This is a genomic window from Ensifer sp. MJa1 (assembly GCF_037026475.1).
Lineage (GTDB): Bacteria > Pseudomonadota > Alphaproteobacteria > Rhizobiales > Rhizobiaceae > Ensifer.
This window is the reverse complement of the sequence record NZ_JAKUMO010000034.1, coordinates 1-15,538: the sequence shown is the minus strand read 5'-3', so window position 1 is coordinate 15,538 and position 15,538 is coordinate 1. Positions and strand designations below refer to the sequence as shown.

Sequence of the window (15,538 nt, the reverse complement as noted above, 5' to 3'; positions counted from 1 at the left end):
GGGTCTCAACCTGGGCCATGGCTCAACGCTCCCTCAACGCAACCTGCGCGTTGTACCAGTTCATGACCAGCGAAATTGCGATCGACAGAGCGAGATAGACACCCATGAAGATGGCGATGGCCTCGATTGCCTGACCGGTCTGGTTCATGATCGTGTTCGAGACCATCACCAGGTCCGGATAGCCGATGGCGATGGCGAGCGAACTGTTCTTGAAGACGGTCAGGTAGGTGTTGGTGAGCGGCGGAATGATGATCCGCAGCGCCTGCGGCAGGATCACCAGCTTCAGGGTGCGTGTGCGCGACAGGCCAAGCGCGGTCGCCGCCTCCCACTGACCCTTGCTCACCGCCTGGATACCGGCGCGGACGATTTCCGCTACGTTAGCCGACACACTTAACGTCAACCCGAGCAGCAGTGCGACGAACTCCGGACGCAGATGATAACCGCCGCTCAGGCGGAAGCGGCCGAGTTCCGGCACGTCCCAGGTCACGGAGATGTTGGCAAACATCAGCGCTGTTGCGACTGGCAGCACAACCGCCAGCGCCGCGAACGCGGCGACGGGCATGTCCTTGCCCGTGACGACCCGCCGACGCCCCAAGATACGTGCCACAAGGATGGCCGCGGTGGTGCCGACCAAGAGGGCAACGGTCAGCGCAGAAAATCCGCTCTGCCAGTGCAAGGCCGGCATGACCAAGCCACTGTTTGAAAGAAAGACGCCGGGAAGCATCTCGATCGCCTGCTTGACCGGCGGAAATGCGGAGATGATCAGCGAGTACCAGAGAAGCAGGTAGAGAAGCAGTGGCACATTGCGCAGCGCTTCGACATAAGCAAGCATCAGGCGCGACAGCACGGGATTGTGCGACAATCGCCCGATGCCGACGAGAAGGCCGAACACAGTCCCGAAGAGCGCTGCAAGCAGCGAGACTTTGACGGTGTTGGCGATACCGACGAGGATCGCCCGGCCGATCGTATCGGTCGGCTCGTAGGCAATCGCGGCTTCCGTAATCACGAAGCCGGCCTGGCGCGCCAGGAATCCGAAGCCGGTTGCGATGTCCTGCTTGGCAAGATTGGCACTGGCAGTGCTGAACATCACCCAGGCAATGAAGACGACGGCACCGACAGCGATCGCTTGATAGAGATAGGCGCGGATGCGCGCATCATAAAACAGGGGCATGGCACCCATCCATTAGGCAGGATGTGGGGAGGCGGGCCCGCGCCGGCGCGCGGGCCCGTCAATCCTCAACGGAACGGCGGTGCGTAGAGCAGGCCACCTTCGCTCCAGCGCGTGTTCGGGCCGCGCGTCAGGCCAAGTGCGGTCTTGGTGCCGAGGTTGCGTTCGAACACTTCGCCGTAGTTGCCGACGCCCTTGATGATGTTGTAGCCCCACTTGTTGTCGAGGTTCAGCATCTTGCCGAGCTCCTCGCTGACGCCGAGCATGCGCTGGATCTCCGGATCCTCGCTCTTCGCCATTTCGTCGACGTTGGCCTGGGTGATGCCGCGCTCTTCCGCTGCCATCAGCATCCAGACGGACCAGGAGACGATATCGCGCCAGTTGGAATCGTTCTGGCGAACGGACGGGGCCAGCGGCTCCTTGGAGATCGTTTCCGGCAGCACCACGTAGTCATCGGGGTTGTTGGCAACCGCGCGGATCGAGGCAAGGTCCGAACGGTCGGACGAAATCGCCTCGCAGCGGCCTGAAAAGAAGGCGTTGCGGTTTTCGTCCGGGTTCTCAAACACGACCAGTTCGAATTTGCCGCCGATCGAGCGGAAGAAGTCGCTGAGGTTCTGGGCGGTCGTCGTCCCGGGCAGCGTGCAGATCGCCGCGTCCGTCAGTTCCTTCGCGCTGTTGACGCCGAGCGACTTCGGCACCATCAGCCCCTGCCCGTCGTAGAAGACGGTCGGCCCGAAATCGAGACCGAGCGAGACTTCACGCGAGAAAGTGTGGGTCGTCTGGCGCGACAGCATGTCGATTTCGCCGGACTGAAGCGCCTGGAAGCGCGTGTTGATGTTCGTCAGGACGAAGTCGACCTTCTCCGGGTCGCCAAACACGGCCGATGCTACGGCGCGGCAGACGTCGACGTCGAAGCCCTGCATATGGCCCTTCGCATCGGCGGTGGCAAAACCCGGTGTGCTCATCGAAACGCCGCAGATGAGCTTGCCGCGCGCCTTCACCGTCTCGAGCGTCGTTGCGGCGTTTGCGCTCGTCGCCGCCACCAGTCCGACAGCGATGCCGGCAACCGTCGCACAAAGCTGCAGAATTCTGCTTTTCATGATTTCCCTCCCATTGGCTGTCTTCGTTCTTGCCGGTTCGGGCCGTGCGATTCCTCTCCACACGCCTCCTCCCAAACCGATGGGCTCCAGCCTTAAATTGCCGCGCCTTTCAATTGCATACGATAAGAGAACACAAACATCAACATTATTGTATACAATATTATCGCATGGGTGCAGGCGCGTTTCGAAGCAACCCGTGCGTGCCAAGCCGGAACCGATCGCGCCTGAATAAACCGTGTGCAAACATCGCGATGTGACCGCAGCCGGCAGTGACAAGTGCGAGCCGGAGACCCTTGCAAGAAGGCGGCCGTTGGCCAGAAAAGACTGAGCGGCTCTTCGCGCCGGTCGCAAATGCGTTCGAAGATACGACGTTCCTTCGTCGATCTGCGGCACGAACTGTCGCGGGCCAAGAATCCCTTGGCCACTTCTCCTTCCAATATCCTGCAACGATACCGGTGCGCCGGGCGGGTCTTACAAGAGAGGGAGTGAGCCATGCCAAGAGAACTGGAATTCATGAGCCATCAGGTTGCCGCGGGTCGGCTGTCGCGAAGGGAGTTTCTCGGGCGCGCCGCAGCGCTCGGCGTAACCGTCGCGTCGGCAAACCTGCTGCTCGGTCAGGCGGCGCGCGCCGCCGGTCCGGTCAAAGGCGGAATCTTGAAGGCAGGCCTGGTCGGCGGCGAATCGACCAACAGCCTCGACCCCGCAACCTGGGCGAGCCAGGTCCCCTATACACTGGGGCGCTGCTGGGGGGAGCAGCTTCTCGAAGTCTCGCCGACCGGCGAAATCGAGTACCGTCTGGCAGAGGCCTACGAGGCAACGCCGGATGCCAAGACCTGGCGCTTCAAGATCCGCAAGGATGTCACCTTTCATAACGGCAAGGAACTGACGCCGGCCGACGTCGTGGCAACGCTCGAGCGCCACGGCGATGCCGATTCCAAGTCGGCAGCACTTCCTTTCGTGCAGGAGTTCGAGACGATCAAGGCGGACGGGGACCATGTCGTCATCACCCTGCGCCAGGCGAATGCCGACCTGCCTTATGTCGTCAGCGACTACCACCTGATGATCCAGCCGAACGGCGGCAAGGACGACCCGACGGCCGGCATCGGCACCGGCCCCTACAAGGTCGTTTCCAACGAGCCTGGCGTGAAGCATATCGCCGAGCGTCACGAAGGCTACTGGGGCTCGGCCGAGCGGGGCCATGCCGACCAGATCGAGATCGTGGTCATCAACGACTCGACTGCCCGCACGGCGGCCCTGCAGAGCGGCCAGATTCACATGATCAACCGCATCGAACCGAAGGTCGTCGCGCTGATCAGCCGCCTGCCCGGCGTCGTCATCCGCAACGTGCCCGGCAAGGGACACTATGTGTTCATCGCCCATTGCAACACGACCCCGTTCGACAACAACGATCTGCGCCTGGCGCTGAAGTATGCGGTCGACCGGGAAGAGATGGTTGCCAAGGTGCTCGCCGGCTACGGCACCGTCGGCAACGACACGCCGATGATCAAGGGTTATCCGCTCTTCGACAACGACATCGAGCAGCGGGCCTTCGACCCCGACAAGGCGAAGTTCCACTACAAGAAGTCCGGGCACAGCGGCTCGGTGCTGTTGCGGACGTCAGATGTCGCATTCCCGGGCGCCGTCGACGCGGCGCAGCTCTTCCAGATGAGCGCGGCCAAATGCGGCATCACCATCGACCTGAAGCGCGAACCCGGCGACGGCTACTGGTCGGATGTCTGGAACAAGCAGCCGTTCAGCATGTCCTACTGGACCGGGAGACCGACTCAGGACCAGGTCTATTCGATCGCCTATCTCTCCAAGGCCGAGTGGAACGATACCCGCTTCTTCCGCGAAGACTTCGACAAGCTGATCTTTGCGGCGCGCGCAGAACTCGACCAGGCCAAGCGCAAGGCGCTCTATCGCCAGGCAGCGATGATCCTGCGCGATGAAGGCGGTGTCATCGTACCGATGTTCAACAACTACATCGACGCGACGAATGACAAGGTCGGCGGCTGGGTCGACGACCCGAACGGCGAACTGATGGGCGGCCACGCCTTGACGAAGTGCTGGCTGAACGCCTGATCAGGCGCGCTTGGAGGCCCGCAGGTCGGTGTACGACCTGCGGGCCTTTGAAGATCAGAAGAAAGAAGAGCGACTCAGGCGTCAGTTCAGATCGCGCGGCGCAGCGATACCGTGCCATCGCCTGCAATATCGGCCTCGATGTCATGGTAGCGGGCAAGCGTCATATGCGGCGTGTCGGCGGCAGCCTCATGCGCACCGGTGACGACGACGACGTCTGCACCGGCTGCCAGACCGGCGAGAATACCTGCCGGCGCATCTTCGAAGACCAGGCAATCCTCAGGTCGCACGCCGAGCCGCTCGGCCGCAAGACGGTAACCCTGCGGATCGGGCTTGCCAATAGCGACGTCCTCGCCCGTTATCATCAGCGTCGGCGTCGGGATGCCGGCGGCCGCCAGGCGGCGCACGGCGAGGTCGAGCGGCGCCGACGTGACGATCGCCCACCTCTCCGGCGGCAAGGAGTTCAGGAAGGCAACAGCGCCAGGGATTTCGATGATGCCCTCGACGTCGCCGATCTCGGCAAGAGCCAGATCATAGGCTTCCTGCTCGGGATCGACGCCGGGCAGATCGAGGTTGCGGATCGTGTCGACGGCCCTCACGCCATGAACCGTCTTGATGAATTCATCCCGATCGAGACCATTGCGCTCTGCCCATGCGCCCCAGACCCGCTCGACTACGGCCATGGAGTTCAACAGAGTGCCGTCCATGTCAAACAGCAGGGCGGCAAAATTCTTCGTGAAAACGGATGAAGGCACGGCGTCCAAGGCGATCCCCTGCTGTGGTGAGGCGGGCGGTCTGCACTTCGCACGCCGGAGAACGCACACCTACAGCCTGATGGCCGCGCGCACAAGCAATTCACGCCCAGGCCTTTCAGGACCCAGGTCCACACCGCCAGCCCGCGCGGCTCATTCCCGCTCGAGCCTGCTGCTCGTCTTCAGGAAGTCGATCGGGCCGCCGGGTGTGTCGTCGTCAAAGACCGCACAGGACAACGGCCCACCAAATACGGCGCCGGAATCGACATTGGTTCGGTTGCCGACGGTTCGCGGATTGGCCCGGCTTGGCGTATGCCCATGGCAAAGGTGGCGCCCCCAGTAGTCGCCCGAATGGTCGTCAGGGCGCCGGATCCAGAGAAAGATCTCCGCGTCCTGCCGTTCAAGGGGTTGGGTCTCGTCGACGCCGGCGTGAACGAAGATGCGGAAGCGCTCGACCAGGATCAGTGGAAGGCTCTGCATCCACGCCAGATGGCGCCCCGAAACAACGCCTCTATAGGACGCCAGTGTCTCTTCGCCACCATTCATCAGCCACCAGTCGACGTCGCTCTCGCCGCTTGCCGCTCCGAGCAGCATCTCTTCATGATTGCCCTTCAGCGTCGACCATATCCAGCCCGGCCTCTTCGGCCCTGCCATGATCAATTCGACGACGCCGCGGCTGTTCGGCCCCCGGTCGATCAGATCGCCGAGAAAGATCACCCTGCCCGTCGCTGTGTAGGCTTCGATCTGGTCCAGCAAGCTGCGCAGTTCATCGAGGCAACCGTGAATGTCGCCGACGGCGAAGGTGAGATTTCGGACGGCCATGGCATGTTTCTCCTGGCCCTACTCTATGCCGCCTTGCCGGCCCGCTCCAAGGGTGACGTAACAATCGGATTCTCTATGGGCGGCGCGGACGAAGGCAGCAAAGCCAGTCCGGGCTCGCGGAGCGCACCGTGCCCATGTCAGCGCCGAGAATTGCCCTTGGCTATCGCCGAGCTGGCAATGGAAACCGGATCGCTGGCCGGGAATGTGTCTTCCAGCCCCTCTTCGAGTTGCTCTTCCATTGCGTCATAGTCGTGGGCGCGGCGGGCGTTCGCCCTCACGCCGCCGCCAGGCACCGCCCTGCTACCAAAGGTCTCGTCCAAATCAGCGGCGAGCACGGCAGCGAGTATTTCTTGTGCCTTTGTGACAGCGTTCATCCGGTTGAGCCCGCCGGCGCTATCCTGCGGGCACGTGACCGTCACCACTTGCCCGCCATCACCGACATATTCGACGGTAAATCCGGCCCGTTCAGGGGAAACTTGCAAACCGACGACACGCATCCGACCCTCCTTTGACGGTGGGCGTTGGGAACGGGCGCAAGCCCACCACCGCCCGCCAGCCGATCGCTAACCTGCATCAAAGGAAGCGCCGAGATCGGCATTTGTTCCGGCGATCGAGAAGAATATGTGCGCGCCGGCACATGGTCCCCCGTTAGAGCGCGCCGGGCTTGGTGGACATGGCGTTTGCAGGCAGATCCTTGGCAGTGTCGGCAGACTGAAACGCCGGTTCGCCGCCGGGCATCTTCCCCGTGCACTTCGCAAAGGCATCGAGGTCGCGCTCGTAGACCTTGCTCTCGACATTCATCATGCCAAGCACGGTGTGGAAGAGGTTGTCGTGCGACTTCGGCTGGCTCGTGTCCCTGGCAAGGCAGGCCGGATCGACCCCCATCGCCGCCTGGTAGGGCGTTGAGAACCAGGCGATGAACGGCACCTGGGTCTGCTCGCGCGGGGCGATAGCATAGGGCGCGCCGTGCAGATAGATGCCGTTTTCGCCGAGCGACTCACCATGGTCGGACATGTAGATCATCGCCCCGGCAACGCGGTCCTGGTGCTTCTCCAACAGGCGCGCAACACTTGCCAGCACGTGATCGGTATAGAGGATGGTGTTGTCATAGGCGTTGGTGATCTCCGCGACCGAGCAATTCATCAGCTCAGGCGTGCGGCAATCGGGCGTGAAACGCCGGAATTTCTCTGGATAGCGCAGATAATAGGACGGGCCGTGGCTGCCAAGCTGATGCAGCACGATGACGCTGCTCTTCGTAGTTGCGCCGAGCTTCTTGTCGAGCTCGCCCAGGAAGATTTCGTCCAGGCACTCCCCGTCCTTGCACAAAGGGCTGTTCTTCTGGTTGGTCATGCTGGCAAAGCTGATCAGGTCGGCAATGCCCTTGCTGCCGGTATTGTTGTCCCACCAGGTGGCGGAAACGCCGGCGCGCGTCAGCACATTCATCAGGTTCTCGGTCGAACGTGCCTTCCAGTCGCTGTACTCCTCGCGCGGGTAGACGGAGAACATGCAAGGCAGCGAGATCGCGGTCGCCGTGCCGCAGCTCGTGGTGTCGGTGTAGTTCACCACGCCGAGCGCCTTCAGTTCCGGATTGGTTTCCCGCCCATAGCCGTTGAGAGAAAAATTCATGGCGCGGGCGGTCTCGCCGGCGACGACGACCACGACCACCGGCTTGCCGGCAGCGGCTATACGCGCGCCCAGGCGGGCATCGGTGCCGAGCGCTTGCACAACGATGTTGCGCTCCTTGTAGGTCGAAGTCGCATAGCGAACCGCGGCCGAGACCGGGCCCGTCGGATTGAAGCGCTTCATCAGGTCTTTGTGTTCACGGATAACGAAGGCGACGCTCGCAAAATTGGAATAGACCAGGGCGCCGCTGATCAAGAGGCACGGAATGATAACCGCGAAATTGATCGCGGCATTGCGCATGAAGCGGCGATGGCGGACCTTGACCCAGACAACGAACAGCGACGGCAACAAGGCATAGACGAACAGGTGCACGGCAAGGCTGAGGGTCAAAAGGTGGCTGGCCTCCGCCTGTGTCGTCGCGGCGGCATTGCCAATCATATCCTTGTCGATGATCACACCGAAGGTGTCGATGAAATAGGAGGCGGACGCCGAAACCAAGATCAGGAAGATCAGGACGGGCTTCATGACGTAGCGGACACAGGCCAACGTCAGTCCGGCGAAGGTCAACAGGCAAAGCGCAGCTCCGAACGAAACCAGAGCGACAGCGGAATCGTCAAAATAGGCGAAGGCATGGGTCCAGAAAGACCGGTTGGTAACCAGCAGCAGATAGGCGGTTACAACAGCGCTGAGGGCAATGCCGCCGATCTCGGGCCGGCGAATTCTTAAAAGGATCAAAACAGCGGTCTCCTGCGGTGACCACGTTGAGCCAACGGGCCGCGCGATTACGGGCATTCATCGAAGGCGGTGACGCATCCGCCGCCCCCGGTTCGGTACAGCCTCCTCCTCGAGCATCGAGATACGCCGGGTAAGCTGTCGAAACGCCGTCAAGATTGCTGATTGGCCATCAGATGCGCGCGGGAGTAGGCCCCGTTTGGAAAGAGTTGGCAGCCCCCGTGAAAGCCCATATGGTCGGCACGGTCCCTGCAAATACCGAGACGAATCAATGCGCCTGCTCCTGGTTGAAGACAGTCCGCGACTGGTAGAACTGGTCGGAGAAACCATGCGCGACGCAGGCTGGCGGCTCGATGCCGTTTCAACGGTCACTGACGCCGAGACGGCAGTCGCCGCCCGCGAGCACGACCTGATCCTGCTCGATCTCGGCCTGCCCGACGGCGACGGCTTGTCCCTGTTGCGCCGCATTCGTCAGGAGCACCCCGGATTGCCGGTGCTCATCATCACGGCAAAGGGGTCCGTCGACGAGCGCATCGCCGGGCTCGATGCAGGTGCCGACGACTACCTCGTCAAGCCGTTTCACCATCGCGAGCTGCTGTCTCGATGCCGCGCGATGCTGCGGCGCAATCCCCAGGCCGTGCAGCCGGTGCTTGAAGCGGGCGCATTGCGCTACGATCCGGCGACGGCCGACCTCACCTGCGACGGAACAGTCGTGCCGCTGCCACCGCGCGAACGGTCCTTGATCGAAATCCTGATGCGGGAAGTCGGCCGCGTCGTGCCGAAGCGGAAGCTCGAAACCGCACTGTCGGAATATGGCCAGGAGATCAGCCCCAACGCCCTGGAGCTCGCCGTTTCCCGCGTGCGCAAGCGTCTGCAAGGGCTCGACACCGGCGTCCAGATCGAAACCGTGCGTGGCATTGGTTACTTGCTGAGGCAGGCCTCATGAAGCGGGGCAATCCGTCACTGATCGGTATTGTCGCACGCCGCATCGTCGCGTTTTCGTTGCTCGCCATGGCAATTCAGATCGGCGTCGTCTTCGCCGATTACTGGTTCGACGATGACAAGCTGAGCGTGCTCATGCTGCAGCAGGAGACGGAAACTCTTGCCAGCTACATCCAGCTGCGCGACGGAACCGTGCGCTATATTCCGGATCACGAGACGCGGGAAAGATACCTCAATCGGCATGACGACGGCGGCCCGATCTATCTGCGGATCCGCACGGCGGCGGGCGCCATCATCTATTCCAACTGCACGACCGAGTGCGCGCAGCATTTCCTGCCGCTCAGCGTCGACGCACCCAGCTTCTGGAAACGTCTGATCGCCCCGGGCAAACCTTTCAGTGTGGCCGGCGGACAGACCTTCGAACGCGCTGGAACGACGGTGCTTGTCGAACTGGCAATTCTCAACGACCCACATGGCTTCATGTACAGCGCGTTGCTGCACGAAATGTTCGATTCCATGATCGTGCCGATGACGTTGCTGTTCTGCCTCGTGATCGGCGCAACAATCTGGTCGATCCGCAGTGCGTTGCAGCCTGTTGCCATGGCCGCCAAGGCGGCTGACGCGCTGGATCCGCGCGACAGCAATGCGCGCCTGCCGCTGACCCGCATGCCGCAGGAGATCGCGCTGCTGGTGACCGCCGTCAACCGCATGCTCTCGCGTGTCGCCGATCTCATCCAGTCGCAGAAGCTGTTCTCGTCGTCGATCGCGCACGAGATCCGCACGCCGGTATCGATCGCCAAGATGGAACTGAGCCGCATCGACGATCCGAGGGCTCGCAATGCCGAACGCGACCTCGATGCATTGACGCACATCCTGGAGCAGTTGACGTCGCTCGCCCGCGCCGATGCCGTCGACCCCTCGGCATACCAGCGCGCCAGCCTGTCGCAAATCGGCGCCAGCATTGCGGAGACCATCGCGCCATTCGTCTTCGACCATGACAAGTCGATCGAGTTCGTCGACGACGGCACACCGCCTGTCACCGTGATCCCGGCGCTCGTTGAAAACATGCTGCGCAACCTGATCGAGAACGCCGTCAAGCACAACCCGCCCGGCACGCGCATCATCCTCGTCTGCGGACCCGGGCCCGTGGTCAGCGTCGAAGACGATGGCCGAGGGCTTGTCGACTTACCGGAACACCACGAGGACCTCGGCTATGTCAAAAGCTCCGGCCAGCTCGGGCTTGGTCTAAAGATCGTGCAGCGTATCAGCGAGCTTCATCAGGCGACCGTCGCCGTCGACACCGCGCCCGAGCGCGGGACGAAGATCTCCATCGATTTTTCGGCTGCAGCCGGAGCTTGACGGGCATGGCGCTGCGGACCACCGCGCGCATCCAATTTAGGCGCAATGCATATATTTTAATCCGGCGAGCTTTTTTGGATGCGAATTTCCTGCCCAATTTCGCATCATATGCTATTGGCCTCGGCAATCGGTAGCTTCCGTCAGCCGTGAGTGCCCATGTCGAAGACCAGCGCCTACCTCAAGCGTTTCATTCCGTCGCTCGTTCCTGTCAGTCATCTTGAGCGCCTGCGTTCGTCGCTCGGCGCCCTTCTTGGCATCCTTCTTACGGGATTTGTCAGCAGCTACGCACTTGGCGCCAACGCCAATCTGCCGCTCCTGATTGCGCCGATGGGCGCTTCGGCCGTTCTGCTGTTTGCGGCACCGGCAAGCCCGCTCGCTCAGCCCTGGTCGGTTGTTGGCGGCAATTTCGTCTCGTCGTTGATCGGTGTGACTGCTGCGCTTCTGATACCGGAACCGGTCATTGCAGCCGCGGTTGCCGTGGGGCTGGCAATTGGCGTGATGCTGCTGCTCGGCTGCCTTCATCCGCCAAGCGGCGCCGTGGCACTGACGGCGGTACTCGGCGGCACTGCAATCCACGACGCTGGATATTGGTTCGTTCTCTCTCCAGTCGCGATCAACTCGTTCGTGATCCTTGCCATCGCGCTGGTGTTCAACAATGCCACTGGCCGGCGCTATCCACATCTTGCGCCGGCGCCAACATCGCACGGGACCACCGACCCGGCGCCGATGCAACGCCTCGGCATCGTGCCTGAGGACCTGCAGGCCGTGCTGGCGCAATACGGCGAAGTGGTCGATGTCAGCCCGGAAGAACTCGACGCCCTGATCCACCAGGCACAGATTCGCGCCTTCAACCGTCGTTCGGGCGAAATCACCTGCGCTGAAGTCATGTCGCGCGACGTTGCCACGGCGACGCCTGAGACTTCATTGCGCCAGGCGTGGCAAACGTTGCTCAATCATCGCATCAAGGCCCTGCCGGTTGTCACCGAGAAAGACGGTCTCGTCGGCATCATCACGCAGACCGACTTCATGAAGCACGCCATGCTCACGCCGCAAGGCGGGTTGCGCCATAGCCTTGGAAATGTCATCGGCCTTGGCGCGAAGGCTCCGCGGCTGGTATCGGACCTCATGACCCGTCAGGTGCAATCGGCTCTGCCGGAGACGATGATCGCCAAGCTCGTGCCGCCGATGGCAGATATGGGGCTGCATCATATGCCCGTCGTTGATGCCAACAATAGGTTGGTCGGCATCGTCACCCAATCCGACCTGATCGCAGCCCTGTTCCAGCGCCGCCTCGAGCGGGCCGATGAACGCGACGTCGCGTAAGGCAGCGCTTCGGACACCGACGTTTTCCTGGCCCCATCCGGCGGCTGGACGCAGCTCACGGAGCATCCGCGTCTGTAGTAGAGCTGCCTAAAATTCATTCGATTGACTTAATCATTGGAATGATGTAATTTCAGGACATGATGAAAAAAGAAACCTCCCCCCAACCAACGAAGCAAGACCGCGGCGACATCACCCGCGAGAAGCTTTTGACGAGTTCCATCGACGTCTTCGGCCGATACGGCTTCGATGGTGCCAGCACGCGTTTGCTCGCAGAAACGGCCGGCGTGAACCTGCAGGCGATCCCCTATTATTTCGGGGGAAAAGAAGGCCTCTATATCGCCGCCGCCGAGCACTTGGCGTCGATGATCCTCGGCCACGTCGCCGAACTTAGAACCGCGATCATCGAGCGTCTTGCCCAGATCGACCACGACGGCAAGGCGATGGAGCCAACAGAAGCGCGCGAACTGCTGACCCAGATGGCACAGCGCATGGTGGCACTTTTCGTCAGCCGCCAATCTGAAAGCTGGGCGCGCTTCATCATCCGCGAGCAGATGGAGCCAACGGAAGCCTTCGAGCGGGTCTATGCCAACGTGATGGGCCCCATGATCGGCATGGCCCGCAGACTGATTGCCACCATCCTCGGCGAAACGGCTCAGTCGGAGCACGTCCGGCTGAAAACGATGTCCTTCGTCGGCAGCATTCTGGTCTTCCGCATGGCCCATGCAGCGATGCTGAGACAAATGGAGTGGCAGACCATCGGCCCCGATGAACTCGAAATCTTGCGCCGCCACGCCGCCGACCTCGTCGCAGCGCTTGGCAGCGAAAAGGCAGGACGGTGATGAACAAGCCACTGATCGCTCTCCTCCTTGTTGCAGGTGCCGCGGCTGGTGCCTGGTGGTTCGATGTCCCGCGCAAGCTCGGATGGATGGACTCTGAACGGACCTCCGTCCTCTATGGTAATGTCGACATCCGGCAGGTATCGCTCGGTTTCCGCGTCAGCGGCCGCATTGCCAGCCTCGCCGTCGATGAAGGCGACGTGGTCAAGCCCGGCGACGTCCTGGCAACCCTTGACCCCGTTCCCTTCGAGCAGGCGGTCTCAGCGGCCGAAGCTGAGCTCGGCGCGCTCAAGGCCAACCTCGCCAAGCTGAAGGCCGGCTCCCGACCAACGGAGATCGCCCAGGCGCGCGCCGCCCACGCCGAACGCCTGGCCGATCTTGAAAACGCCGAACTGGCCTACGAACGCGCCCGCCAATTGCGCCCGAACGGCACGATTTCCCAGGCCAATCTCGACGAGGCAAACGCCACGCGATCCGCAGCCGCAGCACGCGCTACCTCCGCGCGCGAAGCGCTGGCTCTGCTCGAAGAAGGCAGCCGGGTCGAAGACATTGACGCAGCGGCAGCACAGGTACGGGCGGCGGAAGCCAAGCTCGAGAGTGCACGCACGTCCCTAGCCGACACGCGCCTGCTTGCGCCGGACGCAGGCACGATCCTTTCCCGCGTGCGGGAAGTCGGCGCGATCGCTGCGCCGTCGGACATGATCTATGTCGTATCGCTCAACGAGCCGGTCTGGGTCCGCGCCTATGTCGCCGAGCCTGATCTCGGCCGCGTCCACCCGGGCATGACGGTCGAAGTCACCTCCGACAGTGCTCCGGATCGGCCCTACAAGGCAAAGGTCGGCTTCATCTCGCCGGTTGCTGAATTCACGCCGAAATCCGTGGAAACGCCGGAACTGCGCACGGATCTCGTCTACCGCCTGCGCATCATCGTCGACAAGCCCGGCCCGGATCTGAGGCAAGGCATGCCGGTCACGGTGCATTTGCCGGAAACGACTGAGGCAAGCCGATGAACAACGATACGCCCTTCGTGCGGATCTCGGATGTGGTCAAGTGCTTCGGCGAGGCCGCGCCTGCACTCGATCACATCAATGGCGAGATCCTCGGCGGGCGGATCACCGGGCTCGTCGGCCCCGACGGCGCCGGCAAAACCACGCTCATCCGTCTTATGACCGGATTGATGGTGCCGGACGAGGGCAAGGTCGAGGTACTCGGTTTCGATACGGTCAGCCACGCCGCCGACATCCAGGCTTCGATCGGGTACATGCCGCAACGTTTCGGGCTCTATGAGGATCTTTCCGTTCAGGAGAACCTTGATCTCTACGCCGATCTGCGTGGCTTGCCGCTCGGGGAACGCGCCGCCGTCTTTGATGAGTTGCTCGAATTCACCGACCTCAAGCGCTTCACCGCTCGGCTCGCCGGCAAGCTCTCCGGCGGCATGAAACAGAAGCTCGGCCTTGCCTGCGCTCTCTTGCGCAAGCCCCGGCTACTGCTCCTTGATGAACCGGGTGTCGGCGTGGACCCGATCTCGCGCCGGGAGCTGTGGAAGATGGTCGAAAACCTGACCGCCGAGGGCATCGGTGTCGTCTGGTCGACCGCCTATCTGGACGAGGCGGAAGCCTGCGACAGCGTGCTTTTGCTCAACGAGGGCAAGCTGCTGTTTTCAGGCAGCCCGGCCGAACTCACCGGCCGCGTCGACGATCGCGTCTTCAAGATCTCCGGCATCAAGAGCGGCCGCCGGCAGGGGCTTGCACGCTATCTCGACGAAGACGGGGTCGTCGACGGCGTCATCCAGGGCGAAGCCATCCGCCTGGTGATGAAACCCGACGCCAAGCCGCCGACGATGGAAGACAGCCTGCCGGCTGTCACTGTGACGACAGCTGCACCGCGCTTTGAGGATGCCTTCATCGACATGCTCGGTGGCGGCCCGGGCGGCCGCTCGAAGCTCGCGGAAGCACAAAAGCCCTTTGCAATCGAAGGAAGCAAGCCGGTCATCGAAGCACACGGACTAACCAAGCGCTTCGGCGATTTCACTGCAGCCGACGCCATCACCTTCGATATTCCACGCGGCCAGATCTTTGGCCTTCTGGGGCCGAATGGCGCCGGCAAGTCGACAACCTTCAAGATGCTGTGCGGATTGTTGAAGCCGACGGCCGGTGAAGGACGTGTTGCCGGCTTCGACCTGCGCCGCGATGCGGCCGAAGCGCGCAATCGCCTCGGCTACATGGCCCAGAAGTTCTCGCTCTACGGCGATCTCAGCGTTGCCCAGAACCTGAATTTCTTCGCCGGCGTCTATGGGCTTTCGGGCGCGCGCAAGCGCGACCGGATCCAACTGATGATCGACATCTTCGGCTTCGCCCGCCTGCTCGACATGTCGGCAAAGGACCTGCCGCTTGGTCTGAAGCAGCGGCTGGCACTCGCCTGTGCGGTGCTGCACGAGCCGGAAGCCCTGTTCCTCGACGAGCCGACCTCCGGCGTCGACCCGATCACCCGGCGCGAATTCTGGACCCACATCAACGGCCTGGTCGAAAAGGGCGTGACCGTGCTCGTCACCACCCATTTCATGGACGAGGCCGAGTATTGCGACCGGATCTCGCTGATCTATCGCGGTCGGTCGATCGCACTCGGCTCGCCGGACGAACTGAAGGCCAAGGTAACAAGCCCAGACCTGCCCGACCCGACGATGGAGGACGCCTTTATCGCGCTGGTCCAGGGCTCCGAGGCGAAGGAGGCTGCGTAATGCGGAAGTCAAGCAGCATTGGTGAGGGGATTGAAGGTTTGGCGGCGCTGGATCATGGTCCAGAG

At 62.3% G+C, this 15,538-nt stretch carries 13 protein-coding genes; 7 read left to right on the top strand and 6 right to left on the bottom strand.

Annotated elements, in window-relative coordinates; genetic code table 11:
- Nucleotides 1-22 precede the first annotated feature (22 nt).
- Both MKZ91_RS29180 and MKZ91_RS29175 read right to left on the bottom strand, forming a co-directional pair.
- The gene (locus MKZ91_RS29180) at nt 23-1,171 is read right to left on the bottom strand and encodes an amino acid ABC transporter permease (protein WP_336174518.1); all 1,149 of its coding nucleotides are present in this window, start codon (nt 1,169-1,171) and stop codon (nt 23-25) included.
- Nucleotides 1,172-1,236: 65 nt separating this feature from the next.
- Nucleotides 1,237-2,268 (bottom strand): amino acid ABC transporter substrate-binding protein, encoded by a 1,032-nt coding sequence (locus tag MKZ91_RS29175; protein WP_336174516.1) that lies wholly within the window; start codon nt 2,266-2,268, stop codon nt 1,237-1,239.
- A 492-nt stretch (nt 2,269-2,760) separates the two neighbouring features.
- Between MKZ91_RS29175 and MKZ91_RS29170 the strand changes: the two genes are divergently transcribed.
- Entirely contained in the window at nt 2,761-4,350 is a 1,590-nt protein-coding gene (locus MKZ91_RS29170; protein ID WP_336174515.1) for an ABC transporter substrate-binding protein, read from the top strand.
- Between the two features lie 86 nt (nt 4,351-4,436).
- Here the strand turns inward: MKZ91_RS29170 and MKZ91_RS29165 are convergent, their stop codons facing one another.
- From MKZ91_RS29165 to MKZ91_RS29150, 4 genes are all read right to left on the bottom strand, one after another.
- Nucleotides 4,437-5,111 (bottom strand): HAD family hydrolase, encoded by a 675-nt coding sequence (locus MKZ91_RS29165; protein ID WP_336174514.1) that lies wholly within the window; start codon nt 5,109-5,111, stop codon nt 4,437-4,439.
- Between the two features lie 141 nt (nt 5,112-5,252).
- Nucleotides 5,253-5,921, bottom strand: a complete 669-nt coding sequence (locus MKZ91_RS29160; protein WP_336174513.1) for a metallophosphoesterase family protein — start codon at nt 5,919-5,921, stop codon at nt 5,253-5,255.
- Nucleotides 5,922-6,058: 137 nt separating this feature from the next.
- Entirely contained in the window at nt 6,059-6,418 is a 360-nt protein-coding gene (locus MKZ91_RS29155; RefSeq protein ID WP_336174512.1) for a hypothetical protein, read from the bottom strand.
- A 151-nt stretch (nt 6,419-6,569) separates the two neighbouring features.
- Complete coding sequence (locus MKZ91_RS29150; RefSeq protein ID WP_336174511.1) at nt 6,570-8,279, bottom strand: phosphoethanolamine transferase; 1,710 nt, start codon at nt 8,277-8,279, stop codon at nt 6,570-6,572.
- A gap of 268 nt (nt 8,280-8,547) precedes the next feature.
- Between MKZ91_RS29150 and MKZ91_RS29145 the strand changes: the two genes are divergently transcribed.
- From MKZ91_RS29145 to MKZ91_RS29120, 6 genes are all read left to right on the top strand, one after another.
- Nucleotides 8,548-9,222 carry a response regulator transcription factor gene (locus MKZ91_RS29145; RefSeq protein ID WP_336174510.1) on the top strand — a complete coding sequence of 225 codons (675 nt, stop codon included), beginning with the start codon at nt 8,548-8,550 and terminating at the stop codon, nt 9,220-9,222.
- A complete protein-coding gene (locus MKZ91_RS29140) occupies nt 9,219-10,577 on the top strand; it encodes a sensor histidine kinase (RefSeq protein ID WP_336174509.1) in 1,359 nt (452 codons plus the stop codon). The genes MKZ91_RS29145 and MKZ91_RS29140 overlap by 4 nt, the downstream gene beginning before the upstream one ends.
- A 156-nt stretch (nt 10,578-10,733) precedes the next feature.
- Nucleotides 10,734-11,900 (top strand): HPP family protein, encoded by a 1,167-nt coding sequence (locus MKZ91_RS29135; RefSeq protein ID WP_336174508.1) that lies wholly within the window; start codon nt 10,734-10,736, stop codon nt 11,898-11,900.
- A 140-nt stretch (nt 11,901-12,040) separates the two neighbouring features.
- Nucleotides 12,041-12,739 (top strand): CerR family C-terminal domain-containing protein, encoded by a 699-nt coding sequence (locus MKZ91_RS29130; protein ID WP_336174547.1) that lies wholly within the window; start codon nt 12,041-12,043, stop codon nt 12,737-12,739.
- Entirely contained in the window at nt 12,739-13,746 is a 1,008-nt protein-coding gene (gene hlyD, locus MKZ91_RS29125; RefSeq protein ID WP_336174507.1) for a secretion protein HlyD, read from the top strand. Before MKZ91_RS29130 ends, hlyD begins: the two co-directional genes overlap by 1 nt.
- A complete protein-coding gene (locus MKZ91_RS29120; RefSeq protein WP_336174506.1) occupies nt 13,743-15,473 on the top strand; it encodes an ATP-binding cassette domain-containing protein in 1,731 nt (576 codons plus the stop codon). The genes hlyD and MKZ91_RS29120 overlap by 4 nt, the downstream gene beginning before the upstream one ends.
- Nucleotides 15,474-15,538: the final 65 nt, after the last annotated feature.

Coding starts and splice junctions, on each gene's coding strand:
- MKZ91_RS29180 (WP_336174518.1), bottom strand. CDS start 1,171: ATGCCCCTGTTTTATGATGCGCGCATCCGCGCCTATCTCTATCAAGCG.
- MKZ91_RS29175 (WP_336174516.1), bottom strand. CDS start 2,268: ATGAAAAGCAGAATTCTGCAGCTTTGTGCGACGGTTGCCGGCATCGCT.
- MKZ91_RS29170 (WP_336174515.1), top strand. CDS start 2,761: ATGCCAAGAGAACTGGAATTCATGAGCCATCAGGTTGCCGCGGGTCGG.
- MKZ91_RS29160 (WP_336174513.1), bottom strand. CDS start 5,921: ATGGCCGTCCGAAATCTCACCTTCGCCGTCGGCGACATTCACGGTTGC.
- MKZ91_RS29155 (WP_336174512.1), bottom strand. CDS start 6,418: ATGCGTGTCGTCGGTTTGCAAGTTTCCCCTGAACGGGCCGGATTTACC.
- MKZ91_RS29145 (WP_336174510.1), top strand. CDS start 8,548: ATGCGCCTGCTCCTGGTTGAAGACAGTCCGCGACTGGTAGAACTGGTC.
- MKZ91_RS29140 (WP_336174509.1), top strand. CDS start 9,219: ATGAAGCGGGGCAATCCGTCACTGATCGGTATTGTCGCACGCCGCATC.
- MKZ91_RS29135 (WP_336174508.1), top strand. CDS start 10,734: ATGTCGAAGACCAGCGCCTACCTCAAGCGTTTCATTCCGTCGCTCGTT.
- MKZ91_RS29130 (WP_336174547.1), top strand. CDS start 12,041: ATGAAAAAAGAAACCTCCCCCCAACCAACGAAGCAAGACCGCGGCGAC.
- hlyD (WP_336174507.1), top strand. CDS start 12,739: ATGAACAAGCCACTGATCGCTCTCCTCCTTGTTGCAGGTGCCGCGGCT.
- MKZ91_RS29120 (WP_336174506.1), top strand. CDS start 13,743: ATGAACAACGATACGCCCTTCGTGCGGATCTCGGATGTGGTCAAGTGC.